Below are 23046 nucleotides of genomic sequence, written 5' to 3'. Positions count from 1 at the left end.
CCTCGTCCCATGAAGCACACGCGGGGGCGGGTGACGACGATCGAGTCGCTCACGGAGCTGGACCGCCGGCTCGACGCGGGCGCGACGCGCCTCCACGGCTGGCGCATCGTCGGACTGGACCTGCGCGATCGCACGGAGAGCCTCGCTGCGTGCGACACCTCGCGCACGACATTCGCGGGCTGCGCGCTCTCCGTCGACGACGCGCACCTGCACGCGATGCGCGGCGCACTCGTCCTGCCGACGATCGATGCGGCCCCCGTGGATCCGCATCGCCGCACGCTGTACGCGCCCGACGAGCTGTTCGACGGACCCGACTGGTCGTCGTCGCTCGACGGCCGCGCCTATGCGTGGCAGCAGACGGCGGACGATCGAGACGCACTGCTCGCCCGCACCCTGCACGACGACGGCGTCGACACCGCCCTGCGGGCGTGGGTCGCCCGGCGCGGACTCGTCGGCGTGATGGGCGGGCACGCGCTCCAGCGCGACGAGGACGGGTTCCGCGACGCGGCGCACCTGGGCCGCGCTCTCGGCGCCTTCGCGACGGTCGCGACGGGCGGCGGCCCCGGCGCCATGGAGGCGGCGAATCTCGGGGCACGCCTCGCCGACCGCGGTGAGGACGAGCTCGAGGGCGCCCTCGACGAGCTCGCCCTGACACCGTCCTTCCACCCGTCGATCGACGCGTGGGCGGCCGCGGCGCGTGCGGTGACGGATCTGGTCCCGGATCCTGTCGACTCGCTCGGCGTGCCGACCTGGCACTACGGCCACGAGCCGCCCAACCTGTTCGCGACGGCGATCGCGAAGTACTTCCGCAACGCGCTGCGCGAGGCCGTGCTGCTCGAGATCTGCGACCGCGGCATCGTGTTCCTCCCCGGCGCGGGCGGCACCGTGCAGGAGGTCTTCCAGGACGCGTGCGAGAACTACTACGCGACAGACGAGGCCATCGCGCCCATGGTGCTCGTCGGGCGCTCGTACTGGACCGACACGCTCCCCGTGTGGCCGCTGCTCACGGCGCTCGCGGAGGGCCGCGGGATGGAGAGCCGCGTGCACCTCGTCGACTCGGTCGACGAGGCCGCCGCCGTCATCGCCGCGGGGTGACGGCGCCCGTCACATCTCCTCGTGGGTGTTCGGGTCGGCGCCCCAGAGCCGCCCGCGCTCGAGGTTGCTGAGCCGCTTCACGTCGATGTCGGACAGCTCGAAGCCGAAGACGTCCGCGTTCTCGCGCTGGCGCGCGGGGTCGGCCGACTTCGGGATCGGCGTGGACCCCAGCTGCACGTGCCAGCGCACGACGAGCTGTGTCGGGGTGACGCCGTGGTCGTGCGCGAGCTGCGCGACGAGGGGCTCCGCCAGCAGGTCGCTGCGCCGCGCGAGCGGGCTCCAGCTCTCGGTGCGGATGCCGTGCTCGGCGTGGAACGCGCGCAGCTCCCCCTGCGGGAAGTACGGGTGCAGCTCCACCTGGTTCACGGCCGGGGTCACACCCGACTCGTCGATGAGTCGCTCGAGCATCGGCACCGTGAAGTTCGAGACGCCGACCGAGCGCACGACGCCCTCGTCCCGCAGCGCGAGCATGCCGCGGAACGTGTCGACGTACTTGTCGACGCTCGGGTTCGGCCAGTGGATGAGCAGCAGGTCGATGCGGCCGAGGCCGATCGTGCCGTTCGACTCGCGACCCGACGCGATCGCCTCGTCGTATCCGTGGTGGCGCCCGGGGATCTTCGTGGTCACGATGATCTCGTCGCGGTCGACGTCGGCCGTGCGCACGGCCTCGCCGACCTCGCGCTCGTTGTCGTAGTTGACGGCGGTGTCGAGCACGCGATAGCCCGTCTCGATCCCGGACCGGATCGCCGCGATGCCGTCATCGCCCGCGAGCTTGTAGGTGCCGAGCCCGACCTCGGCGAAGGTGTGTCCGTCGTTCAGGGTGATCTGCGGGATGTCGAGGGTCACGGGGTGGTCCTTCCGGTCAGCGGAGATCGTGGTCTCGAGCCTACGCGCGCCACCAACACGACGCAGTCGATCCTCCGGCCTCGCGCCGCGACACGCCGCCCGACGGGCCCTCGGCCTCCGAATCGACTGCGTTGTGTTGGTGGAGGGCCGGGATCCCGGACGGATCCGGACCGTGGGAGCCGCCCGCCGCCCCCTACGCTGGGATCGTGGGCCTCGCCGTCATCGTCCTCGCCGCCGTCACCTGCTGCGGCCTCGCCCTCATGATCGTCGCCATCGTCATGGCGCGCCGCGCCCGCGCGGAGGCACCCGGGCGGGCCACGATCGTCGCCGAGTACGCACCACCCGAGCGCGTGGACGCCGCAAGCGCCGCGATGATCCTCCAGCGACCGCGACGGGTCCTGCCCGCGAAGGTCCTCGAACTCGCCGTGCGCGGGGCGGTGCGGTTCGTCCCGTCCGAGCGCAGGCGGCGCCGCCTCGTGCTCGCCCTCGGCCATCCCCGCGGGCTCTCCCCCGCCGAGGCGCAGCTCGTGCGCGGGATGTTCCCGCCGGGCTCGGACACCTTCCGCCCGTCGCGCCGCAGCAGGCGCTGGACGGAGGCCGCCGGGCGGATCCTCTCCGACACCCGCAGAGACGCGATCCGCTGGCAGAGCCGCCTGGACGGCGCGAACGCGATGATCCTCCTCGGCGTGCTCGCGTTCCTCGCCGAGCTCGTCATGATCGTCGTCGCGGGGCTGTCGGGCGCGCCGCTCGGACTCGTGATGGGTCTGGGCTTCGTCGGCGTGATCGCGGCGATCCTTCCCGGCCCGATCCTCGGCCGCGAGTTCGTCACCGCGATGGGCGCGGAGGCGCGCGACCACCTGCTCGGGCTCAAGGAGTTCATGCACTGGGCGGAGGAGGACCGGATCCGCGCGCTGCAGGCGCCGGAGACGGCCGAGGTGATCGGAGGAGACGATGGCGCGGAGCTGCGGCTCTACGAGCGCCTGCTGCCTTACGCCGCGGTCTTCGGGATGACGAAGGAGTGGCTGCGGGTGCTGCGCGCCCGGTACGACGAGTCGGGTGCCGCTCCCTTGTGGCTGGATCCGGCGATCGCCGACCTCGACGCCATGGGCGCCGACGTCGACGCGATGGTGGATTCCTTCGCCTCCGACGTCAGCGCCTCGGGTGATGGCGGGGGCGACGGGGGCGGCGATGGCGGCGGAGGCGACTGAACACGACATCGGGGCCGGGGCAACGCGCCCGGCCCCGGTGTGAGCCCGGATCAGAAGATCGCGCTGAGGGCGAGGTAGCCGCCCGCGCCGATGAGTCCGGCCGCCGGGAGCGTGATGATCCAGGCGAGTCCGATGGGCCGCATGAGCTTCCAGTTGGCGGCCTTGTTGACGAGGCCGACGCCGAGCACCGCACCGATGAGGATGTGCGTGCTCGAGACCGGCAGGCCGAGGACGGATGCGAGCATGACGACCGAGGCCGCGGCGAGCTCGGCGGCGAAGCCGCTCGCGGGGTGGATCTCGGTGAGGTTCTTGCCGACCGTCGTGATGACCTTGCGTCCGATGAACCACAGGCCCGCGAGCAGCGCCACGCCGAACGCGACCATGACGGCGGGCGGCACCGCGGCCTCCGCCTCGACCGCCCCGCTCCGCAGCGTGTCGAGCACCGCCGCGAACGGACCGACCGCATTCGCGATGTCGTTCGCGCCGTGGCTGAAGGCGAACGCGCTCGCCGTGAACACCTGCATCCATGCGAACAGCAGATACGTCGACTTCGTCAGCGCCTGCTTGCGCAGCGTCTTCGTGAAGATGTACACGGCCATCCACACGGCCGCGCCCACCATGCCCATGATGAGGTAGCTGCCGACCGCGTCGATGCCGAGGTGCAGGTTCTTGAGGCCCTTGAACAGCATCATCGACGAGATGATGATCGCCCCGCCGGCGGCGAGCAGCGGCACCCACGTCTCGAGCGCGCGATGCGAGTCGAGCGACGTCGCCTTCTGGTCGATCTCGTGGAGCTGCTGGTAGTACTCGGTCTCGAGCTCGGTGGGGTCGTAGTCGGGCTGACGGAACACCGCCGCATCCTGCGCCATCGCGTTGTTGTACGAGATCTGCTGGATCTCGCCGAGACGCTCGAAGCGCTCCTTGTGCCGGGTGCGGTGCTCGGCGCGCTCGGTCTTGAGCTCCCGGATCGCCGCATCGGCCTGCTCGTTGTACACGAGGATGTAGCGCTTGATCGCCCAGAACAGCGCGAAGGCGAGCAGGCCGCCGAGCGCCGGCGACAGGATCCACGAGATCGCGATCTGTCCGATCCCGCCCCACTGCACCATCTCGAAGCCGCCCGTGCCCGTGGCGATGCCCATCGTGACGGCCGCGCCGACGATGCCGCCGATGATGGAGTGGGTCGTCGACACGGGCCAGCCCATGCGCGTCGCGACGAGCAGCCAGATGGCCGCCCCGAGGAGCGCGGACATCATGATGAAGATGAAGTCCATGGGGCTCTGTGCGACGACGTCGAGTTCGACGATCCCGCTGCGCACCGTGTCGGTCACCTCGCCGCCCGCGAGGACGGCGCCCGAGACCTCGAACACGGCCGCCACGATGAGCGCCTGCTTCATCGTGAGCGTGCCCGCGCCGACGCTCGTGCCGAACGAGTTCGCCACATCGTTCCCGCCGATGTTGAAGGCCATGAACAGGCCGAACACGATCGCCGTGATGAGGAGGATCCGGTTCGTGCCGTCGGAGACCCAGTCGAACGACCAGAGCGTGAACGACACGAGGGAGATCGCCATGAGGAGACCGAAGGTGAGATGCCACCACTTGTCGGAGGCGTCGCGTTCGGGCGCGTCCTCCCTCAGCGGGACGGTGGTCTGGATTGCCATCGGGTCGGCTCCTTCTCGGTCGCGAACGCAGGGTTCGCGGCTGAGAGTATGCCGGCGCCGGCGCGGCCGGATGACCCGTGGATGACGCCCCGCTGAACTCTCGATGACCCCCGGGGGTCGCCTCAGAAGATGGCGCTGAGGATCAGGTAGCCGACGGCGCCGATCGATGCCGCGACAGGGAGGGTGATGACCCATGCCATGGCGATCGGCTTCATGAGCTTCCAGTTGGCCGCCCTGTTGACGAGCCCGACGCCGAGCACCGCGCCGATGAGGATGTGCGTGCTCGAGACCGGCAGGCCGAGGACCGATGCGAGCATCACGACCGCGGCCGCTGCGAGCTCCGCCGAGAAGCCGCTCGCGGGGTGGATCTCGGTGAGCCGCTTGCCGACCGTCGAGACGACGCGGCGGCCGATGAACCAGAGCCCCGCGAGGAGCGCGATGCCGAAGGTGATGAGGATCGGGAGGGGCACGACGGCCGAGTCGCCGACCGCGTTCGTGCGGAACACGTCGAGCACGGCGGCGAAGGGGCCCACCGCGTTCGCGATGTCGTTCGCCCCGTGGCTGAAGGCGAACGCGCTCGCCGTGAACACCTGCATCCATGAGAACAGCGTGAACGCCGCCTTCTTGAACTTCTTCTTCTGCAGTGCCTGCGCGAAGACGTACACGCCGACCCACACGGCGATGCCGACCATGCCGAGCCCGAACACGAGCACGGCGGGCTCGATGTCGAGTTCGAGGTTGTGCAGGCCCTTCACGACGAGCATGCCGGCGAGGAGGATCGCGGCGACCGCGGCGACGAGAGGCACGAGCGTCTGCAGGGCCCTGTGGCCCTCCTCGCGGTCGTCTACCGCGTGGCTGAGGATGAACCTCTTGATGAGCCAGAAGATCGCGAACGCGACGATGCCGCCGAGGAGGGGCGAGACGACCCACGAGAGGACGATCTGACCGATCGCGTCCCACTGCACCATCTCGGCGCCGCCGAGGCCCGTCGCGATACCCATCGTGACCGATGCGCCGACGATGCCGCCGATGATCGAGTGCGTCGTCGAGACGGGCCAGCCCATGCGCGAGGCGAGGAACAGCCAGAGAGCGGCGCCGAGGAGCGCCGACATCATGATGTAGACGAAGTCGTCGGGTCTCTGCGACACGACCTGCAGGTCGACGATCCCCTTGCGCACCGTATCGGTGACGGATCCACCCGCCAGCACGGCCCCCGAGACCTCGAACACCGCCGCGACGATGAGCGCCTGTTTCATGGTGAGCGTGCCGGAGCCGACGCTCGTGCCGAACGAGTTCGCCACATCGTTGCCGCCGATGTTGAACGCCATGAAGACGCCGAATGCGATCGCGGTGATGAGGAGGACGCGGTTGGTCTCGGCGGAGACCCAGCCGAGCGACCAGAGGGCGAACCCGATCACCGCGATGGCGAGCAGCGCGCCGAACGCGAGGTGCCACCACCTGTCGCTGGGGTCTCGCCCGTCGAGATCCGCGTCGTCGGGAAGGTCGGATTCCGCCTGAGAGGAGGTGTCGGTCGCCACCGGGTGGTTCTCCCTGAGATGCGTGGTGTGAGCGCCCGTCCGACGCCTCGCCGTGGCGCACGAGAGGCGCGCACACGGGTTTCGAGAAGATTAACAACCGCAGCCGCGTGCGCGCCATGAGCGACGCGAGGATCCTCACGAGGGACCCTCGGAGTGAACGAGCGGTGAACGCGGCCTACCGCGCGGGCACCGCGCACGATGGCGCGGGCTCCCCCTCCTGGGCGCGCCAGGCGGCGAGGCCGCCGGCGAGGGAGCGGATCCGACGATCCCGCCACCCGTCCCGCGCGGCGAGGTGCTCGGCGGCGCGGCGCGAGCGCACGCCGATGGCGCAGTGGAGCACGATGTCACCGGCGTCCGCGACGGCGCGCGGCGGGTCCTGGCCCGCCTCGATGGCGGCGAGCTCCCAGCGCACGGCGTCGGGGATCCCGCCGTCTTCGTCGGGCCCCCGCACGTCGACGACGAAGGGCGGGTCCTCCCCCGCCAGCTCGCCTCGCAGCTGCGCGGCGGTGACGATTCCGGGATCGGCGCCGGTCGCCGCGGGCCGCAGTGCGACCTCGCGCCAGCTCGCCCCGAGCGCGTCGATCACGACGAGCCGGCCGAGCAGCGTGCGCCCGCGCCCCGTGACGAGCTTGATCGCCTCGGCCGCCATCTGGCTGCCGACGATCGCGCAGAGCGGGCCGAAGACGCCCGCCGTGCCGCAGTCGGGGGCGGACGACGGCGCGTCGGGATAGAGGTCGCGGTAGCGCACGCGGTCCGCGGCCGAGAAGACGCTCACCTGGCCCTCGTCGCGCAGCACCGACCCCCACACGACGGGGATCCCCGCTGCGGCGGCCGCGTCGTCGACGAGGTAGCGGGTCGCGAAGTTGTCGGATCCGTCGACGACGAGGTCGTATCGGGCGAGCAGCTCGGCCGCATTCTCGGGCGACAGCCGGATCCCGTGCGCCTCGACGGCGAGGTCGGGATCGATCGCGCGCAGCCCGTCGCGCGCCGAATCGATCTTGCGCCGCCCGATGTCCGCGGCGCCGTGCAGGAGCTGGCGCTGCAGGTTCGACAGCTCGACGGCGTCGTCGTCGACGATGCCGAGCGTGCCGACGCCCGCCGCGGCGAGTCCCATGAGGCAGGGCGCGCCGAGGCCGCCCGCACCGATGACGAGCACGCGCGCGGCGCGCAGCCGGCGTTGGCCGTCCTCCCCCATGCCCGGGAGCATGATCTGCCGCGAGAACCGCTCGCGCTCGGCCGGTGCGAGGGGCGGGCCGGGCGCGACGAGCGCCGTCACAGCGCGACCTCCCCGACCGCTCCTCCGACCGTCGCCGTCGCGGCGCCCGGAGCCTCCACGTCGGGGGCCGCGAACGCGGGCATGCCCCCGAGCTCGGACGACGCCCGCGCGAGGCGGCGCCGCGGGATCCGCCCCGCCCCCGCCGCGAGCCGGCCCGCCGCGACGGCATGACGGAAGGCCGCCGCCATGCGCACCGGGTCATGGGCGCGCGTGACGGCGGTCGCGAGCAGCACGGCATCGCATCCCAGCTCCATCGCGAGCGCCGCATCGGACGCGGTGCCGATCCCCGCGTCGAGCACGACGGGGACGCCCGCGCGCTCGGCGATCATCTCGATGCTGTGGGGATTGAGGATCCCGAGACCCGTCCCGATCGGGGCGCCGAGCGGCATGACCGCCGCGACACCGGCCTGCTCGAGGCGCAGCGCCGTGACGGGGTCGTCGTTCGTGTAGGCGAAGACGGCGAATCCCTCCGCGACGAGGCGCTCGGCGGCGTCGAGCAGCTCGACGGGGTCGGGCAGGAGCGTCTCGTCGTCGGCGACGACCTCGAGCTTGATCCAGTGCGTCCCGAACGCCTCGCGCGCGAGCTCGGCGGTCAGGATCGCCTCGTGCGCCGTGCGGCACCCCGCGGTGTTGGGCAGCAGGCGGATCCCCCGCTCGCGCAGCAGCTCGTAGAGGGATCCGTCGCGCTCGGCGCCGTATCGACGCACCGCGACCGTCGTCAGCTCGGTGCCCGAGGCGTCGAGCGCGCCTCCGAGCACGTCGAGGCTCGGCGCGCCGCCCGTGCCGAGGATGAGGCGCGAGCCGAGGGCGACGCCGTCGATCTCGAGCGGATCCGTGGGCGCGTGCGATGTCGTCATGGTCAGCCTCCCTGCGCCGCGGTCAGCACCTCGACGCGGGCGCCGCCTGCGATGCGATGCGATTCCCATGCGCGGCGCGGCACCACGGCGTCATCGACCGCGACGGCGATGCCGAGCGGTTCGCCGTCGGCCGGCTGCCCGTCCGGGCCGATCTCGCGCCCGGTGAGGGCGGCGACGACGTCTGCGGGCCCGGATCCGTCCGGCAGCGTCAGGCGGTCGCCGTTGACGATGATCTCGATCATGTGCGTGCTCCTTCGAGTGTGCGACGTGCGCCGTCCTGCGCCGGCGGGCGGACCGTCCGCGCGCCGGCGAAGCGCCGCGGGTCGAGCGGCCCGATGTCGATGCCGGGATCCCCGCCCGCGGCGAGCGCCGAGATGATGTGGGCGACGAGCGGCGCGAACAGCACGCCCGCGCGGAAGGTCCCCGTCGCGACGAGCAGGCCGTCGCCCGCACGTCCGACCAGCGGCAGGTGGTCGGGCGTCGCGGGGCGTGCGCGCGCCGTGTGCTCGACGAAGCGGCATTCCTCGACCGACGGGACGAGCGCGATGGCGTCGCGCAGCAGCGCGTGCACGCCGCCCGCCGACACCTCGTCGTCGCCGTCCTCGCGCTGCGTCGCGCCGACGACGAGGGTGCCGTCGGGGCGCGGCACGAGGTACACGGGGCGACCGCGGACGCGCCCGCGGACCGTGTGCCGCAGCCGCATGCCCTCGGGGGCCCGCAGGCGCAGGATGTCGCCGTGGACGGGGCGGACGGCGCCGCCGAGGTCGAGGCCGTCGATGCGCCCCGTGCCGTGGGCGATCACGGTCTCGCCTGCGCGGATCCGGCGACCGTCCGCCAGTTCCACGCCCGTCGCGCGGCCGGATCCATCGCGTGCGATGCGCACCGCCCGCGTGCGCACGACGCGGTCGCCGATATCGGCCCGCAGCGCGGCCGCGAGCCGGCGCGGATCCACGCGGTGGTCTCCCTCGGCCAGCAGCGCGCGGGAGACACCGGGCGCGAGGAGCGGCTCGAGCGACCTCGCCTCGCGCGACGACAGCCGCCGCACGCCCGCGGACCCCGCGGGAGCCGGTGCCGCGGCGCCTGCCTCGTCGCCGCGCCACGCCGCCGGGCGGACGGATGCGGATCCCCTCGCGAGCGCGCTCAGCTCGTCGAGGCGACGCGCATCGGCGGCATCGGCGCCCACGACGAGCGTCGGTGCGCGCTCGTACGCGCACGCCTCGGCCCCGCCCGGCACCGCCGCGACGAACTCCGGATACGCCTCCACGGCCGCCCGCCCCAGCGCGTAGAGGACGGGCTCCGTGTGCTCGAGCTCGCCGAAGGGGCTGAGCATCCCGGCGGCCGCGTGCGTCGCACCGCCGCCCGGATCCGGGTCGACGACGCGCACACTCGCGCCCGCGGCGCGACACACGGCCGCGATCGCGGATCCGACGACGCCCGCGCCGACGACCGCGACGTCGGCGTCAGACGCGCACACGGGGCTCGTCGAGGTAGACCGTCGCGCCCTGCGCGAGGAACTCCTCCGACTTGCGCCGCATCTCCACGATCGCCTCCTGCTCCGCGGCGCCACCGAAGCGGTCGCGGATGTCCTGCGAGATGCGCATCGAGCAGAACTTCGGTCCGCACATCGAGCAGAAGTGCGCCGTCTTCGCGGGCTCGGCCGGCAGGGTCTCGTCGTGGAAGTCCTCTGCCGTGTCGGGGTCGAGCGAGAGCGCGAACTGATCGCGCCAGCGGAACTCGAAGCGCGCCTTCGACAGGGCGTCGTCGCGTTCGTGCGCGCCGGGGTGGCCCTTCGCGAGGTCGGCCGCGTGCGCCGCGATCTTGTACGTGATGACGCCCGTCTTCACGTCGTCGCGGTTCGGCAGCCCGAGGTGCTCCTTCGGCGTGACGTAGCAGAGCATCGCCGTGCCGTAGCGGGCGATCTCGGTCGCGCCGATCGCCGAGGTGATGTGGTCGTAGCCGGGGGCGACGTCGGTCACGAGCGGGCCCAGCGTGTAGAACGGGGCGCCGGAGCAGAGCTCCTGCTGCCGCTCGACGTTCTCGCGCACGAGGTGCAACGGGATGTGACCCGGCCCCTCGACCATGACCTGCACGTCGTACTCCCACGCCCGGTGCGTGAGCTCCGCGAGCGTGTCGAGCTCGGCGAACTGCGCCGCGTCGTTCGCATCGGCGGTGGATCCGGGGCGCAGCCCGTCGCCGAGCGAGAACGACACGTCGTAGCGCGCGAAGATCTCGCACAGCTCGTCGAAGTGCGTGTACAGGAAGTTCTCCTGATGATGCGCGAGACACCACCCCGCCATGATGGATCCGCCGCGCGAGACGATGCCGGTCACGCGGTCGGCCGAGAGCGGCACGTAACGCAACAGCACGCCGGCATGGATCGTCATGTAGTCGACGCCCTGCTCGCACTGCTCGATGACGGTGTCGCGGAAGATCTCCCACGTGAGCCGGTGCGCGTCGCCGTCGACCTTCTCGAGCGCCTGGTAGATCGGCACGGTGCCGATCGGGACGGGCGAGTTGCGGATGATCCACTCGCGGGTGGTGTGGATGTCGTCGCCCGTCGACAGGTCCATGACCGTGTCGGCGCCCCACTTGGTCGCCCACGTGAGCTTGTCGACCTCTTCCGAGATGGAGCTCGTCACGGCCGAGTTGCCGATGTTGGCGTTGATCTTCACGAGGAACGCCTTGCCGATGATCATCGGCTCGGCCTCGGGGTGGTTCACGTTGAGGGGGATGATCGCCCGGCCCGCGGCGACCTCGCTGCGCACGAGCTCGACGTCGCAGCCCTCTCGGAGCGCGACGTAGCGCATCTCGTCGGTGATGATGCCCTGGCGGGCGTAGTGCATCTGGGTGACGGTGCGCCCCTCGACGGAGCGCAGCGGCGCCTGATCATGGCCGCGCCACTCAGCCGAGGCCTCGCCGCGGCGGGCGGCGGCGCGGCCGTCGTCCTGCAGGTTGCGGGGGCGACCCACGTACTCCTCGGTGTCGCCGCGGCGGCGGATCCACTGCTCGCGCAGGCGCTGGATGCCTCGGACGGGATCGCCGCCGGGCCCCTCGGTGCGGTACGCCGTGAACGGCGCGTTCTCCTCGCCGTTCGGCGAGTCGGAGAGCGCGATGCGGGTGACCGGCACCCGGATGTCGTGCTCGTCGTCGTGCAGGTGGTCGAGCGAATGGGTCGCTTCTCGGGTGCGCAAGATGGCGCTCCTCACTTCCTCCGCCGGTATGAGCCGGTTCAGGTTCGACGGTCGCGGGCAGCATCAGCCCGATCTCAGCCCCTGCTGGGACTCCCGTGTGGTCGCGGATCAGGTTAGCAGGGTCCGCGAGCGGCGCAAGTCGGCGTCAGCGGGCGGCGAGGAGTTCCTCGAGGCGCGCGTATTCCTCGTTCGACATGCCGTATCCGTGCTCGGCCGCAGGGTACTCCGCCGCGCGCACCTCGCCCACATATGCCGCCACGCCGGCATCCATCCGCGCGCGCAGGGCGTCGTAGCGCTTGACGAAGCGCGCGGCCGGCCCGTCGTATATGCCGAGGAGGTCATGGAAGACGAGCACCTGGCCGTCGGCCGCGGGTCCGGCGCCGATCCCGATGACGGGGATCCCGATGCGCGGCGCGATCGCCGCCGTCGCGTCGCTGGGGATCGCCTCGAACACGACGGCGAAGCAGCCGGCGGCCTCGAGCGCGAGGGCGCCCTCGCACACCTCGAGGGCCTCCTCGGCCGTGCGCCCGCGAGCGCGGTAGCCGCCCTGGCCGTTCGCCGTCTGGGGCGTGAGGCCGACGTGCCCCATCACCGGGATCCCCGCGCGCACGATCGCGCGTGCCCGCTCGGCCGAGGTGCCGCCGCCCTCGAGCTTGACGGCGTCGCAGCCGGTCTCCTTGACGAAGCGCTGCGCGGTCGCGATCGCCATCTCGTCGGATCCCTCGTATGAGCCGAACGGCAGATCGGCCACCATGACGGGCCGCGTCAGCCCGCGGCGCACCGCGCGGCAGAGCATGATCATCTCGTCGACCGTGACGGGCACGGTGCTGTCGTAGCCGAGCACGGTCATGGCCGCGGAGTCGCCGACGAGGACGACGTCGGCGCCGCCCGCCTCGGCGGCGAGCGCGCTCGGGTGGTCGTAGGCGGTGATCATGGCGATCTTCTCGCCGCGCGCCTTCATGGAGGCGAGGTCGCCGACGCGCAGGCGGGGCCGGTCCGCCGGGGTCGCGCTCATCAGACGTCTCCGAGCAGTTCGCCCACAGCGTCGTCGACGGCCGCGATGTCGTTCGCGCGGCCCACGTGCACGACGGTCGGCTCGTAGTCGGCGAGTTCGGCCTCGTCGTAGTCGGCGTAGGAGACGACGATGATCGTGTCGCCCGTGTGGACGAGGCGCGCGGCGGCTCCGTTGACCTGCATCGTGCCGGATCCGCGCTCTCCCCGCAGGGTGTAGGTCTCGAAGCGCGCGCCGTTGTCGACGTCGAGCACGTGCACCTTCTCGTGCACGAGGATGTCGGCCGCCTCGAGCAGGTCGGGGTCGATCGTGATGGACCCGACATAGTGCAGGTCGCTGCCCGTCACGGTCGCCCGGTGGATCTTGGACTTGAGCATGGTGCGGCGCATCAGGCGCCTCCCCTCAGGATGTGATTGTCGATGAGGCGCGCGGCCCCGACGCGGGCGGCCACGGCGAGCAGAGCGTCGCCGTCGACCCGCGCGACCTCGCGCAGGTCGTCGGCGTCGCGCAGCTCGAGGTACTCGGGGTCGACGCCGGCGGCGTCGAGGATGGCGCGGGCCGCGGCGAGGATCTCCCCCGCGTCGCGGGCGCCGGCGCCCGCCGCGTCATCGGCGGCCGTGAGCGCGCGGTTCAGTGCCGTGGCGCGCTCGCGCGCGTCGGCGTCGAGGTAGATGTTGCGCGAGCTCATGGCGAGGCCGTCGGGCTCGCGCACGATCGGGCAGGCGACGACCTCCACGGGCAGGTTCAGGTCGCGCACGAGGCGCCGCACGACGAGCACCTGCTGCGCGTCCTTCTGACCGAAGAACGCGGCATCGGGCGCGACGATCGCGAACAGCTTCGCGACGACGGTCGCCACGCCGTCGAAGTGGCGCGGGCCGCGGCTGGCACCGCACAGCACGTCGGTGACGCCGGAGACGTGGATCGTCGTCGCGAATCCATCGGGGTAGATCTCATCCGCTGCGGGGACGAACAGGATGTCGATGCCTTCGGCGTCCGCGAGAGCCGCGTCGCGCGCTTCGTCCCTCGGGTACGAGCCGAGGTCCTCGTTCTGCCCAAACTGCGTCGGGTTGACGAACAGCGACACGACGACGAGGTCGTGTGCGGCACGGGCGGCGCGCATGAGCGACAGGTGCCCCTCGTGGAACGCACCCATCGTCGGCACGAGCCCGATCGAGTCGCCGTTCACCCGGGCCGCCGCGATGGCGGAGCGCACCTCGTCTATCGTCCGCAGGATCCTCATGAGGCGTTCCTCTCTGCCAGCAGGCGGGTCCCGTCGCGCAGGGCGTCGAACAGCGCGGCGACGTCGGGAAGCGCCGCGACGGCCGCGCGGTGGCGGGCGACCGTCGCGTCGTCGCCCCGCGCGATCGGCCCCGTGAGCGCAGGCGCTCCCTGGCGTTCCCAGTTGTCGAGAGTGCGCCGCGCGAGCGGTGCGAGCATCGCGCGGGCGTCCGCCGGGGCGATGCCGGCCGTGCCGGCGACGCGCTCTGCCGCGTCTTCGAGGGTGACGAGGAAGTTCGAGGCGATGCAGGCCGCCGCGTGATACGCCGCGCGGCGATCGTCGTCGATCGGGAAGGACCGCGCGCCGATCGCGCGGGCGAGGCTCTCGGAGGCGGCGAGCGCCTCCCCTGTCCGGCCGGCGACCGCGCACGCGATTCCCTCGAACGCGTCGGGTCCGTCTCCGCCCGCGAAGGTCTGCAGGGGGTGGATCCCGAAGTCGACCTCGTCGAGCGACGTAGCGCCCGAGGTGTGGCCGATGAGGGCGGCCCGCCCTCTCGCCGCCCGCGCGGCGTGCGCGATCTCGCGATCGGGAACGCACAGCAGCACGATGTCCGCCGTCGGGATCTCCTCGCCTCGCCCCGTCGGGCCGAGCACGTCGACGCCCGCGGCGCGGAGGGCGCGCGCGAACGCGCCGCCGAGCCGGCCGCTGCCGACGAGGGCGACGCTGCGGGTCTCGCGAGGGGGCGTCGAGGGGATGCTCATAGGGTGCTGCGCGGGGGTCGTGCGCGACTCGAGTATCCGCCCGCCACGCCCCGCGTCACAAATCGATGATCATATCGACAACTTAATCTCGCTACCTGCTTCACAGATATGCACGTACTCAACCACGTGGGTCAGCAGAATGATTTCATCGACGACTGTCGACATCGCATCTCCGCTGTCAGCCCGCACGCGCGGCGAGCGCCGCGACGCGGTCGACGACCTCGCGATTCATCGCCGGATCCGCGATCGTCGCGACACCGTCGCCCGCCTGCGCGCCGTAGTCGCCGAACGAGGAGTGGGACGCCCCGGCGATCTCGACGAGCACCGCATCCGCGGGCAGGCGGTGGGATGCGCTCTGGATCTTCTCCGGGGTGGAGAGGCCATCCTCGCTTCCGCCGATGCTCAGCACCGGCAGCCCTGACGCCGCCAGGTCCGTCGCGCAGTACGATCCGAACAGGACGAGCGCATCGGCGTCGGCGGCCAGACCGCAGGCACGCACCCCACCGAGCGAGTGCCCCCCCGACGATCCACGTGTCGACGTCGGGTGCGAGCGCGGTGAAGTCATCGAGCGGGCGAGGGTCGAAGAAGGCGAGGTTCAGCCATGGCCGGGTGATGACGACCGTCATCCCCTCTTCCGCGACGAGCCCCGAGAGCCGGTTCGCGTAGGCGGCGGCATCGACCTTCGCACCGGGGACGAAGACGAGCCCGACCCCCGAATCGCCCGCGGTCGGCGACAGCGTGATCGCGGCGTCCGTGTCGGCGTACGCGATCGCCGCGTCGCTCGTGACCTCGTCGAGCGGGCCCGCCTCGGCCTGCATGACCCCGACCTGGCTCCAGATCAGAATCGCGGCGACGGCGACGAGAATGAGCCCTCCGAGCGCACCTCCCGCCCAGGCGAGGATCCGCACCCACACAGGGCGCCGCGTCGCCGTCTTCGTCATCAGATCAGCCTATGCGCCGAGCCAGCACGGGCCGCCTGGGAACGTCGCATCAGCTCGTTGCCTGGGCGCTCCTGATGCGAAACCTATGAATAACGAAAAGATCACGGAAACCCCTTGCTCGCCGTTACCTCACCGTTATAGAGTGCTCAGCACGGTGATCGTTTTGCTGTGGCGGTCATCGCATGTGATTGCAGGACACTCTTGGTGCAAGGGACACGAGCCCGGTCGAAGTCATCTTCGGCCGGGCTCTTCCGCGTCGCAGCGGTCAGACGCGCGCGGCGTTGCCCGCGTGGACGAGCGCATCGATGTGCCGCTCGATCTCGTTGAAGGCGGGCGAGTTCGGATCCCGGTCCTCCCCCAGGTCGACCGCAACGATCTCACGCACATGACCGGCGATGCCGTGCGCCGTGCCGCCCGCCATCACGATGACGCGATCGGCGAGATAGACGGCCTCCTCGATGCTGTGCGTCACGAAGAGGACCGTCACGCCCGCGTCGCGTTGGATCCGTTGCAGCTCGTGCTGCATGTCAGTGCGCGTGAGCGCGTCGAGCGCCCCGAAGGGCTCGTCCATCAGCATGACCGACGGCTTGTTGGCGAGGACCCGCGCGATCGCCACGCGCTGCTGCATGCCGCCGGAGAGCTGGTGCGGGAAGGACCTCTCGACGCGAGCAAGACCGACCGCTTCCAGGGCCTCCCGCGTCCGCGCTGCGGCCTCCGCGCGGGCGAGCCCGGCCTGGCGCGGTCCGTACGCGATGTTCTCGGCGACCGTCAGCCACGGGAACAGGCCGTAATCCTGGAAGACGACGCCCCGGTCCGGCCCCGGGCCCGCGATCGGCGCACCGGCGACGAGCAGGTCGCCGTCCGTCACCGTCTCGAAGCCGGCGACCATCCGCAGTACGGTCGATTTCCCGCATCCCGACGCTCCGACGATGCACACGATCTCCCCCGCGCGGATCTCGACGTCGACGTCCTCGACCGCGGCGAGCGCGGTTCCCGGGTATCGCTTGCCGAGGCCGCGCATCGCGATGTCGGCGGGGGCGACACGGGTCTGAGCTGCTGTCCTGTTCATGGTCGGATCCCTCAGGTGAGGATCGGGCGGCGCCCGAACGCGAGACGGAAGATGAGAGTGAGGAGGCGATCGGCGACGAACCCCGCGAGGCCGATGACGATCATGCCGGCGATGATGAGGTCAGTGCGAGACTGCTCGCGCGCCTGGGTGATGAGCGCGCCGAGCCCCGTGTTGATTCCGACCGTCTCGCCGACGACGAGGATCACCCACGACAGGCCCATCGCGATGCGCATACCGCCGATGATGCTGGGCGCGGCCGCGGGCAGCACGACCTTGTACAGCGCTTGGACCGGCGGGGTCCCCAGCATCGACGCGGCCTCGAACAGCCTGCCGGGTACCTGATGCACGCCCGAGACCGTGTTGAGGAGGATCGGGAACACCGCCGCGATGAAGACGAGGAAGATCGTCGACCGGTCACCGAAGCCGATGATGAGAAGCGACAGCGGTGCCCACGCCGTCACCGGAATCGGACGGACCAGGTTGACCGTCGGCTCGAGCAGCGTGAAGAGCAGCCTCGATCGCCCCATCAGGACGCCGAGAGGAACGCCGACGACCACGGCGAGCCCGAATCCCTGCAGCACACGCAGCGTCGATGCAAGCAGGTGCGCCCACATCGTCCGGCTGTACGAGTCATCGTGCACCCCGCCGAATGCGAAGTCGACGAGCCGTGACCCGACCTCGGCCGGCGTCGGCAGGAACTCCATCATGATCCCGAACGGCAGCACCCACCCACCCTTGGCGCCGAGGTGCCACAGCACGAGGACTGCGATCGGAACGGGCAGCGCGATGAGCCAGGCTGGTACAACGCGCCGTTTCTGCTCGGTCGATGCAAGTCCCTTCTCGGATGGCGCGATGGGCGCGACAGTCGCGGTCGACATGGTCACTCGACCTCGACCTGGTCGACGAATGTCGTGTCGACGAGCTCCTCGATATCGGCCTCGTTCGCGATCTGGTCGAACGCGGCCATCTCGACGCTCATCGCCTCGAGCGTCGCGATGAAGGCCTCGTCGACCTCCCAGCGGGGCCAGATGTTCTCGATCGCGGCGTCGACGACATCCTTCTCGATCGCGAACTCGTCGACGAGCCCGGCCGACCACTCGTCGGGGTGCGCCGCGAGGTGCTCGCTGGCGGCCACGTGGGCGTCGACGATCGTCTGCACGACCTCGGGGTTGTCGGCGATGTAGGACGGGCGCGCGGCCAGCACGATGTTGGTGCGGCCGATTTCGGTGTCGTAGGCCGAGATGAGCTCGTAAGCGCCCTCGGTGATCGCAATCGACGGCCCCGTCTCCGCTGAGATGAACGCATCGATCTGGCCGGATCCGTAGGCCGTGGCCATATCGGAGAACGGCAGGTTCACGAGCTCGACGTCGGAGAGCGGGTCCAGGCCCTGCGCCTCGAGCGTGCGCTTGAGCAGGATCTCCTGCGTCGCGCCCATCGGGAAGCCGACCTTCGCGCCGATGAGATCGTCGACCGAGGTGATATCCGGCGACGCGACGATGCGCGTCCCTCCGTCGGCAGACGACGCGACGATCGTCACGTCCTGTTCCTCGGCGACACCGGAGATGACCGACGCGGCCCCCGTTACGCCGAAGTCGATCGATCCTGAGACCACGGCGTTCTTGATGTCGCTCGAGGTGTCGAACAGGACGACCTCGATCTCGGTTCCCTCCGGCGCGAAGTCGTCATAGGTGAACGGCGTGTACAGATGCGGCTGTGCGCGCAGTGTGCCGATCGTGATCGCGCCCCCGGCGGTCCCCGCTTCAGCGTCGGCGATCGTCGAGTCGACGGAGCATCCGGCGAGACCGGCGCTGAGAGCCAAGACAGCTGCGGTGGCCGTTGCGGCCTTCGTGATGGTGTGCATGAGTGATCTCCAGGTGTCGTGGTGCGGTGCGCCGCGGCCCGGCGCTGGCGGGTCAGGCGGAGGCGAGCACGCCGGCGCGATATGCACGCCAGCCGCCGGTCGAGGTGATGTCTCGGAGAGAGCGGTCGGACACCGACGCGATGAAACCGATCGCCGTCGTCCCGTCATCGAGCTCGATCTCGCCGAGCCCGAGCGGCGCGGCGATCCCGGCGAGGAACGTGCCGAGCGCCGCGGGCGACAGCCGCCACAGCTCGCCCGGCACGCATTCGCCGTCGTCGGCGCGCACGATGGCAGGGCGGTCGACGATTCCGGGCACGAGCAGCATGCGGTGGCCATCGGACGTCGCGATGTCGCGGATGAACCGCCCGCCGAGTTCTGCAAGCTGGTGATTGAGCGGCTCGCCCGTGAGATGCGCGCCGAAGACGGCCACCTCGGTTCCCGGCGCTCCGACGAGGGGCGCAATGGGCTCGCCGCGGAATCGAGCGGCGAGGTCGGCGACGATCTGATCGTGGAAGGCGGGCGCGACGAAGGTGACACCGAATTCGCCCTCCGCGTCGACGGGCCCAGTGGGGACCGCGACGGCCGACATATCCATGAGGTTGACGAAGTTCGTGAAGGTGCCGACGAGCGAGTTCACACCGATCGGATCCGCGTCGAGCTGCGCGAACGTCGGGTGAAGGGGGGCGGTCGGGATGAGCAGAGCGGTCGTTCCCTCGAGCGTCTCCCGTGCGACCGACGTCAGCTGCAGAAGGCGCTGCTGGTCGGCGATCACCTCAACGCCTGTGATCCGCATCGCCTTCGCCGCGATCGCCGCGACCGATGGATCCGCCCCGTCCGGGTGCTCCGCGAGGAACGTGCCGTAGGAGGAGGCGCGCTCGGCGACGAGCCCGCCGTCGTAGAGCAGCTTCGCGGCCTCGAGGAACGGCGAGAAGTCGATCTCGACGATCTCGGAGCCGATCTCGCGGGTGCGAGCGATCGCCGTCGAGAAGGCGTCGTGCATCGCCGGAGTGAGGGAGCCGAGGTCGGCGTCCCGCGGCACGGCGACCACCGCGGAGTCGGGGGCGGCCTGCGGCGCGTCCTGCGGCCAGGCGCGCGAGTGCGGATCGAGCTTGCTCGGCCCGGCGATGACGCGGAGCACCCGCGCGGCGAGCGCGACGTCGGGCGCGAACACCGAGACCGTGTCATACGAGGGGCAGGCGGGAACGACCCCATCGGAGGGAACGAGGCCGACCGTCGGCTTCAGCCCGACGACGCGGTTGAAGGCTCCGGGCACGCGACCGGATCCGGCTGTGTCCGTTCCGAGCGAGAAGTCGACGAGGCCGTGCCCGACGGCCGCGCCGGAGCCCGCGCTGGATCCGCCGGACACACGGTCTGCGTGGTGTGCGCTCGACGGGCGCCCGTAGGGGCTGCGCGCGCCGACGAGACCGGTGGCGAACTGATCCATGTTGGTCTTGCCGACGAGCAGTGCGCCTGCGGCGAGGAGTCTCTCGACGACGGTCGCCGTGTGCTGCGGGATGTGCGAGAACGCCGGGTGTGCCGCTGTCGTGGCGAGTCCCGCGACGTCGATGTTGTCCTTCACCGCGAACGTCGTACCCGCAAGCGGAAGGGACTCACCCGCAGCGAGTCGCTGCGCCACGACCTCCGCATCGGCGGCGACGTCGGCCTCGTCGCGCAGCGAGATCCAGATGGAGTCGGCCTCGGATGCCGTGATCCGCGCGAACGCGTCGCGGACGGCGAGGATGGGGTCGGGGATGCTCATGTGGTTCTCCTGTTTCACGGGGCCATGTTCGACAGCTGCATGGCCCGCGCCGCGCGGGCCTCGACGATGGACTGCGACTGTCCGACGTGCTTCCTCAGGCGGTCGCGTGCCTCGCGCAGGCGACCGGACAGGACGGCCTCGAAGATCTCGAGGTGCTCGCGGATGGTCGCGTCGACGCGGTCCTGCGTGAGGTAGTCATGCATGCGCACGGGACGGATCCGACGGTTCACACGCTCGAGCGCACTCGTCAGCTCGGAGTTCCCCGCGGAGCCGAGAAGCGCGAGATGGAAACCTTCATCGGCCATCACGAAGCCCGGATCGGGTGCGATCTGCGCCTCAGCGCGCTCCTGCCACAGCGCCTGCTCGGCCTCGAGCATCGCCGTGTCATGACGCACCGTCGGATCGTCGATCGCCCGCTCGAGCCCACGGGTCTCGAGCACGACACGCAGCTCGTACAACTCGGTGAACTCGGTGAGCGTCGGCGTGTAGCGAAACAGCGCTCCATCGCGTTTGATGAGGAGTCCGTCGACCTCGAGCCGCGCCAGGGCATCGCGCACGGGAGTACGCGAGACGCCGAACTGCTCAGCGACGTTCTCCTCCGTATACCGGTGGAACGGGTCCGTCGCTGTCGTGAGCAACTGCTCACGCAGCGACTCGTAGACGCGGGTGCGCGCCGGAACGCGCCTGGCCCGGCCAGCCCCAGTTGCACTCAATGTTGTATCCATCGATGGACAGCGTCGTGTGCACATGTTTCGGCGGCGTTGCCCCACGGTCACCGGCGGCGGACGAATTGTGAACGGGATCGCCCGACGCGGTCACGCCGAGACGCATACACTTGCATGCATGCCGGATCGTCGTCTTGCCGTCGAAGCGTGGGAGAGCCTCTTCCGCGCGCAGCACGAGGTGTTCGAGGACATCAAGCGCGACTTCGCCGATTCCTCGCTGCAGCAGGGCGAATACGACGTGCTGCTCTCGGTCGTCCGGGGCACGGATGGCACGGCGCGGCTGCGCGACATCACGGAGAACATGCTCATCAGTCAGCCGAGCGTCTCGCGCCTCGTCGACAAGATGGTCTCGCGCGGCCTCGTGACGAAGTGCTCGGATCCCGAGGACGGGCGCGGAGCCCTCGTCACGGCGACCGAGGCCGGCACGCGCACCTTCCGCATGCTCGCCGTCGAGCACGGCCGCCACATCGCCGCGCGCATGTCGTCCCTCACGAACGACGAGCTGCGCACCCTCACCGCCCTCACGCAGAAGCTCCGCGCGTAGCGTCCCGGTCGCCACGACACGCCCTATCCGCCAACGTTGGGTTCTAGCGGTGGTCGCAACGCCCTGACTTTCAGGAGGTCGCGGCCATCGTGTCGTTTTCGGAGAAGCGTCAACAGTTCCTCGTCCTGCTCGACGAGGTCGGCAACGTGGGGATCGCCGCTCGCGAGCTGGGCGTGAACTACTACACCGCCCGCAATTGGGCGCGGAAAGCGGGAAAGCGATCGGTCCGCCAGCCGCGTCCGGATTCGCGCCAGGGCGAGTACAAGCGGCTCCGGGAAGAGGGAGCGTCTCGACGAGACGCGGCCCAGCGGGTCGGGATCCACGAACGCACCGCCCAGGACTGGGACCACGGTGTCCATCACTCGCGGAACTCGCGGTTTCATCCCGACGGGCGCCGCGTGAATTACTCCACCGGTCAGGTCACGATGGAGTCCATGACGACTCCACCACCATCACAGGTTCCCGAGCAGACGGGTTCTCGTCTGCTGTCGCTTCCAGAACGGGAGAAGATCGCGGATCTGACCCGACTCGGTTGGTCGTTGCGGGCGATCGGCCGGGACCTGGGAAGGTCGGCATCGACGATCAAACGCGAGCTCGACGCCCGGACCACCGGCGGCGTCTATCTGCCGTATGGCGCGCATCGTGACGCGGCCGTGAAACGGGCGCGCCCGAAGCCAGCGAAGCTCGCCCAGCCGGGACGGCTGCGGGAGTTCGTGTCGGACCGGTTGGCGCAACAATGGTCTCCGGAGCAGATCAGCGGCGTCTTGTCGCGTGATCACGCCGGCGACGAGAGCATGCAGGTGAGCACGGAGACGATCTACCAGGCGATCTATGTCCAGGCCCGCGGCGGCCTGAAACGCGCCGTCGTCGACGCGCTGCGCACCGGACGGACCCGTCGTAAGCCGCACCGATCGCCGGGACACCGCACGAGCCGGTTCGTCGATCCGATGATCATGATCAGCGACCGCCCCGCGGACGTCGAAGACCGCGCCGTCCCCGGGCACTGGGAAGGGGACCTGATCGTCGGGGCGGGCAACCAGTCCGCGATCGTCACCCTCGTCGAACGGTCCACGCGTTACGTGATGCTCGGGCATCTGCCTAGCGACCATACCGCCGAGGCTGTCCGGGATGTTCTCGTCCCCCTGATCGGTTCGTTGCCTGCGCATCTGCGCGGGTCGCTGACCTGGGACCAGGGATCGGAGATGGCCGACCACAAGGCATTCCGGATCGCCACGAACGTCCCGGTCTACTTCTGTGATCCCGCCGCGCCCTGGCAACGCGGCTCGAACGAGAACACCAACGGGCTGCTGCGGCAGTACTTCCCGAAGGGCACCGATCTGTCGATCCACGGTCCGGAAGATCTCGAGCACGTCGCGCAGAAACTCAACGGCCGTCCCCGCAAGACACTCGGTTGGGACACCCCAGCCGAGCGTCTGCTACAACTCGTATAAAACACCCGGTGTTGCGACCACCACTGGAATCCGCC

The 23046-nt window shown here is 70.7% G+C and carries 22 protein-coding genes, 1 pseudogene and 1 riboswitch; of the genes and pseudogenes, 4 read left to right on the top strand and 19 right to left on the bottom strand.

Annotation, left to right across the window (positions count from 1 at the left end; genetic code table 11):
• Positions 1-9 precede the first annotated feature (9 nt).
• Positions 10-1095: an LOG family protein gene (locus tag GB932_RS12495; RefSeq protein WP_156761031.1), complete on the top strand. Its 1086-nt coding sequence runs from the start codon at positions 10-12 to the stop codon at positions 1093-1095.
• A 9-nt stretch (positions 1096-1104) separates the two neighbouring features.
• Here GB932_RS12495 and GB932_RS12490 read toward each other — a convergent pair whose 3' ends face one another.
• On the bottom strand, positions 1105-1941 hold the full coding sequence (locus tag GB932_RS12490) for an aldo/keto reductase (protein ID WP_156761030.1): 837 nt from the start codon (positions 1939-1941) through the stop codon (positions 1105-1107).
• Between the two features lie 206 nt (positions 1942-2147).
• On the opposite strand from GB932_RS12490, the gene GB932_RS12485 reads away from it, so the two are divergent.
• Positions 2148-3149, top strand: coding sequence for a DUF2207 family protein (locus GB932_RS12485; protein ID WP_197517465.1), 1002 nt, complete (start codon positions 2148-2150; stop codon positions 3147-3149).
• A gap of 50 nt (positions 3150-3199) precedes the next feature.
• On the opposite strand, the gene GB932_RS12480 is transcribed toward GB932_RS12485, so the two are convergent.
• The 18 genes and pseudogenes from GB932_RS12480 to GB932_RS12400 form a co-directional block, all read right to left on the bottom strand.
• Positions 3200-4807: an inorganic phosphate transporter gene (locus tag GB932_RS12480; protein WP_156761028.1), complete on the bottom strand. Its 1608-nt coding sequence runs from the start codon at positions 4805-4807 to the stop codon at positions 3200-3202.
• Between the two features lie 122 nt (positions 4808-4929).
• Positions 4930-6345, bottom strand: a complete 1416-nt coding sequence (locus GB932_RS12475) for an inorganic phosphate transporter (RefSeq protein ID WP_156761027.1) — start codon at positions 6343-6345, stop codon at positions 4930-4932.
• A gap of 175 nt (positions 6346-6520) precedes the next feature.
• Positions 6521-7621 carry a molybdopterin-synthase adenylyltransferase MoeB gene (moeB, locus tag GB932_RS12470; protein WP_231916171.1) on the bottom strand — a complete coding sequence of 367 codons (1101 nt, stop codon included), beginning with the start codon at positions 7619-7621 and terminating at the stop codon, positions 6521-6523.
• Positions 7618-8478, bottom strand: a complete 861-nt coding sequence (locus GB932_RS12465; protein WP_156761026.1) for a thiazole synthase — start codon at positions 8476-8478, stop codon at positions 7618-7620. The genes moeB and GB932_RS12465 overlap by 4 nt, the downstream gene beginning before the upstream one ends.
• A gap of 2 nt (positions 8479-8480) precedes the next feature.
• Positions 8481-8720 carry a sulfur carrier protein ThiS gene (gene thiS / locus GB932_RS12460; RefSeq protein ID WP_156761025.1) on the bottom strand — a complete coding sequence of 80 codons (240 nt, stop codon included), beginning with the start codon at positions 8718-8720 and terminating at the stop codon, positions 8481-8483.
• Positions 8717-9952, bottom strand: a complete 1236-nt coding sequence (gene thiO, locus GB932_RS12455) for a glycine oxidase ThiO (protein ID WP_156761024.1) — start codon at positions 9950-9952, stop codon at positions 8717-8719. The genes thiS and thiO overlap by 4 nt, the downstream gene beginning before the upstream one ends.
• A complete protein-coding gene (gene thiC, locus GB932_RS12450) occupies positions 9939-11669 on the bottom strand; it encodes a phosphomethylpyrimidine synthase ThiC (RefSeq protein ID WP_306769955.1) in 1731 nt (576 codons plus the stop codon). The genes thiO and thiC overlap by 14 nt, the downstream gene beginning before the upstream one ends.
• Positions 11668-11776: riboswitch (TPP riboswitch) on the bottom strand. It overlaps the preceding gene by 2 nt.
• Positions 11777-11814: 38 nt before the next feature.
• Positions 11815-12684, bottom strand: coding sequence for a 3-methyl-2-oxobutanoate hydroxymethyltransferase (panB, locus tag GB932_RS12445; protein ID WP_156761022.1), 870 nt, complete (start codon positions 12682-12684; stop codon positions 11815-11817).
• Entirely contained in the window at positions 12684-13070 is a 387-nt protein-coding gene (gene panD, locus GB932_RS12440) for an aspartate 1-decarboxylase (protein WP_156761021.1), read from the bottom strand. The genes panB and panD overlap by 1 nt, the downstream gene beginning before the upstream one ends.
• Positions 13070-13921 (bottom strand): pantoate--beta-alanine ligase, encoded by an 852-nt coding sequence (gene panC, locus GB932_RS12435; protein ID WP_156761020.1) that lies wholly within the window; start codon positions 13919-13921, stop codon positions 13070-13072. Before panC ends, panD begins: the two co-directional genes overlap by 1 nt.
• Positions 13918-14661, bottom strand: a complete 744-nt coding sequence (locus GB932_RS12430) for a Rossmann-like and DUF2520 domain-containing protein (protein WP_156761019.1) — start codon at positions 14659-14661, stop codon at positions 13918-13920. Before GB932_RS12430 ends, panC begins: the two co-directional genes overlap by 4 nt.
• Before the next feature lie 178 nt (positions 14662-14839).
• Positions 14840-15226, bottom strand: a complete 387-nt coding sequence (locus tag GB932_RS19640; RefSeq protein WP_306769954.1) for an alpha/beta hydrolase — start codon at positions 15224-15226, stop codon at positions 14840-14842.
• 46 nt (positions 15227-15272) lie between these two features.
• Positions 15273-15479, bottom strand: a pseudogene (locus GB932_RS19635) (alpha/beta hydrolase); the annotation flags it as partial.
• A 388-nt stretch (positions 15480-15867) separates the two neighbouring features.
• The gene (locus GB932_RS12420; RefSeq protein ID WP_156761018.1) at positions 15868-16671 is read right to left on the bottom strand and encodes an ABC transporter ATP-binding protein; all 804 of its coding nucleotides are present in this window, start codon (positions 16669-16671) and stop codon (positions 15868-15870) included.
• 11 nt (positions 16672-16682) lie between these two features.
• A complete protein-coding gene (locus GB932_RS12415) occupies positions 16683-17549 on the bottom strand; it encodes an ABC transporter permease (RefSeq protein ID WP_156761017.1) in 867 nt (288 codons plus the stop codon).
• Positions 17550-17551: 2 nt separating this feature from the next.
• A complete protein-coding gene (locus GB932_RS12410; protein ID WP_156761016.1) occupies positions 17552-18532 on the bottom strand; it encodes an ABC transporter substrate-binding protein in 981 nt (326 codons plus the stop codon).
• Between the two features lie 52 nt (positions 18533-18584).
• Entirely contained in the window at positions 18585-20291 is a 1707-nt protein-coding gene (atzF, locus tag GB932_RS12405) for an allophanate hydrolase (protein ID WP_156761015.1), read from the bottom strand.
• Positions 20292-20305: 14 nt separating this feature from the next.
• A complete protein-coding gene (locus tag GB932_RS12400; protein ID WP_231916169.1) occupies positions 20306-21004 on the bottom strand; it encodes a GntR family transcriptional regulator in 699 nt (232 codons plus the stop codon).
• Positions 21005-21134: 130 nt separating this feature from the next.
• On the opposite strand from GB932_RS12400, the gene GB932_RS12395 reads away from it, so the two are divergent.
• Both GB932_RS12395 and GB932_RS12390 read left to right on the top strand, forming a co-directional pair.
• A complete protein-coding gene (locus GB932_RS12395; RefSeq protein WP_156761013.1) occupies positions 21135-21560 on the top strand; it encodes a MarR family winged helix-turn-helix transcriptional regulator in 426 nt (141 codons plus the stop codon).
• 317 nt (positions 21561-21877) lie between these two features.
• Entirely contained in the window at positions 21878-23011 is a 1134-nt protein-coding gene (locus tag GB932_RS12390; RefSeq protein ID WP_156760168.1) for an IS30 family transposase, read from the top strand.
• Positions 23012-23046 lie beyond the last annotated feature (35 nt).

Origin of the sequence: Microbacterium karelineae, from assembly GCF_009745985.1 — a bacterium.
Lineage (GTDB): Bacteria > Actinomycetota > Actinomycetes > Actinomycetales > Microbacteriaceae > Microbacterium > Microbacterium karelineae.
This window is presented reverse-complemented; position numbering and strand designations above follow the sequence as displayed.

Bases quoted from the DNA above. Each gene is read 5' to 3' on its own strand.
- GB932_RS12410 (WP_156761016.1), bottom strand. From the start codon at position 18,532: ATGCACACCATCACGAAGGCCGCAACGGCCACCGCAGCTGTCTTGGCT.
- GB932_RS12430 (WP_156761019.1), bottom strand. From the start codon at position 14,661: ATGAGCATCCCCTCGACGCCCCCTCGCGAGACCCGCAGCGTCGCCCTC.
- GB932_RS12395 (WP_156761013.1), top strand. From the start codon at position 21,135: ATGCCGGATCGTCGTCTTGCCGTCGAAGCGTGGGAGAGCCTCTTCCGC.
- thiS (WP_156761025.1), bottom strand. From the start codon at position 8,720: ATGATCGAGATCATCGTCAACGGCGACCGCCTGACGCTGCCGGACGGA.
- GB932_RS19640 (WP_306769954.1), bottom strand. From the start codon at position 15,226: ATGACTTCACCGCGCTCGCACCCGACGTCGACACGTGGATCGTCGGGG.
- GB932_RS12415 (WP_156761017.1), bottom strand. From the start codon at position 17,549: ATGTCGACCGCGACTGTCGCGCCCATCGCGCCATCCGAGAAGGGACTT.
- GB932_RS12495 (WP_156761031.1), top strand. From the start codon at position 10: ATGAAGCACACGCGGGGGCGGGTGACGACGATCGAGTCGCTCACGGAG.
- panB (WP_156761022.1), bottom strand. From the start codon at position 12,684: ATGAGCGCGACCCCGGCGGACCGGCCCCGCCTGCGCGTCGGCGACCTC.
- atzF (WP_156761015.1), bottom strand. From the start codon at position 20,291: ATGAGCATCCCCGACCCCATCCTCGCCGTCCGCGACGCGTTCGCGCGG.
- GB932_RS12465 (WP_156761026.1), bottom strand. From the start codon at position 8,478: ATGACGACATCGCACGCGCCCACGGATCCGCTCGAGATCGACGGCGTC.
- GB932_RS12480 (WP_156761028.1), bottom strand. From the start codon at position 4,807: ATGGCAATCCAGACCACCGTCCCGCTGAGGGAGGACGCGCCCGAACGC.
- panD (WP_156761021.1), bottom strand. From the start codon at position 13,070: ATGCGCCGCACCATGCTCAAGTCCAAGATCCACCGGGCGACCGTGACG.
- GB932_RS12420 (WP_156761018.1), bottom strand. From the start codon at position 16,671: ATGAACAGGACAGCAGCTCAGACCCGTGTCGCCCCCGCCGACATCGCG.
- panC (WP_156761020.1), bottom strand. From the start codon at position 13,921: ATGAGGATCCTGCGGACGATAGACGAGGTGCGCTCCGCCATCGCGGCG.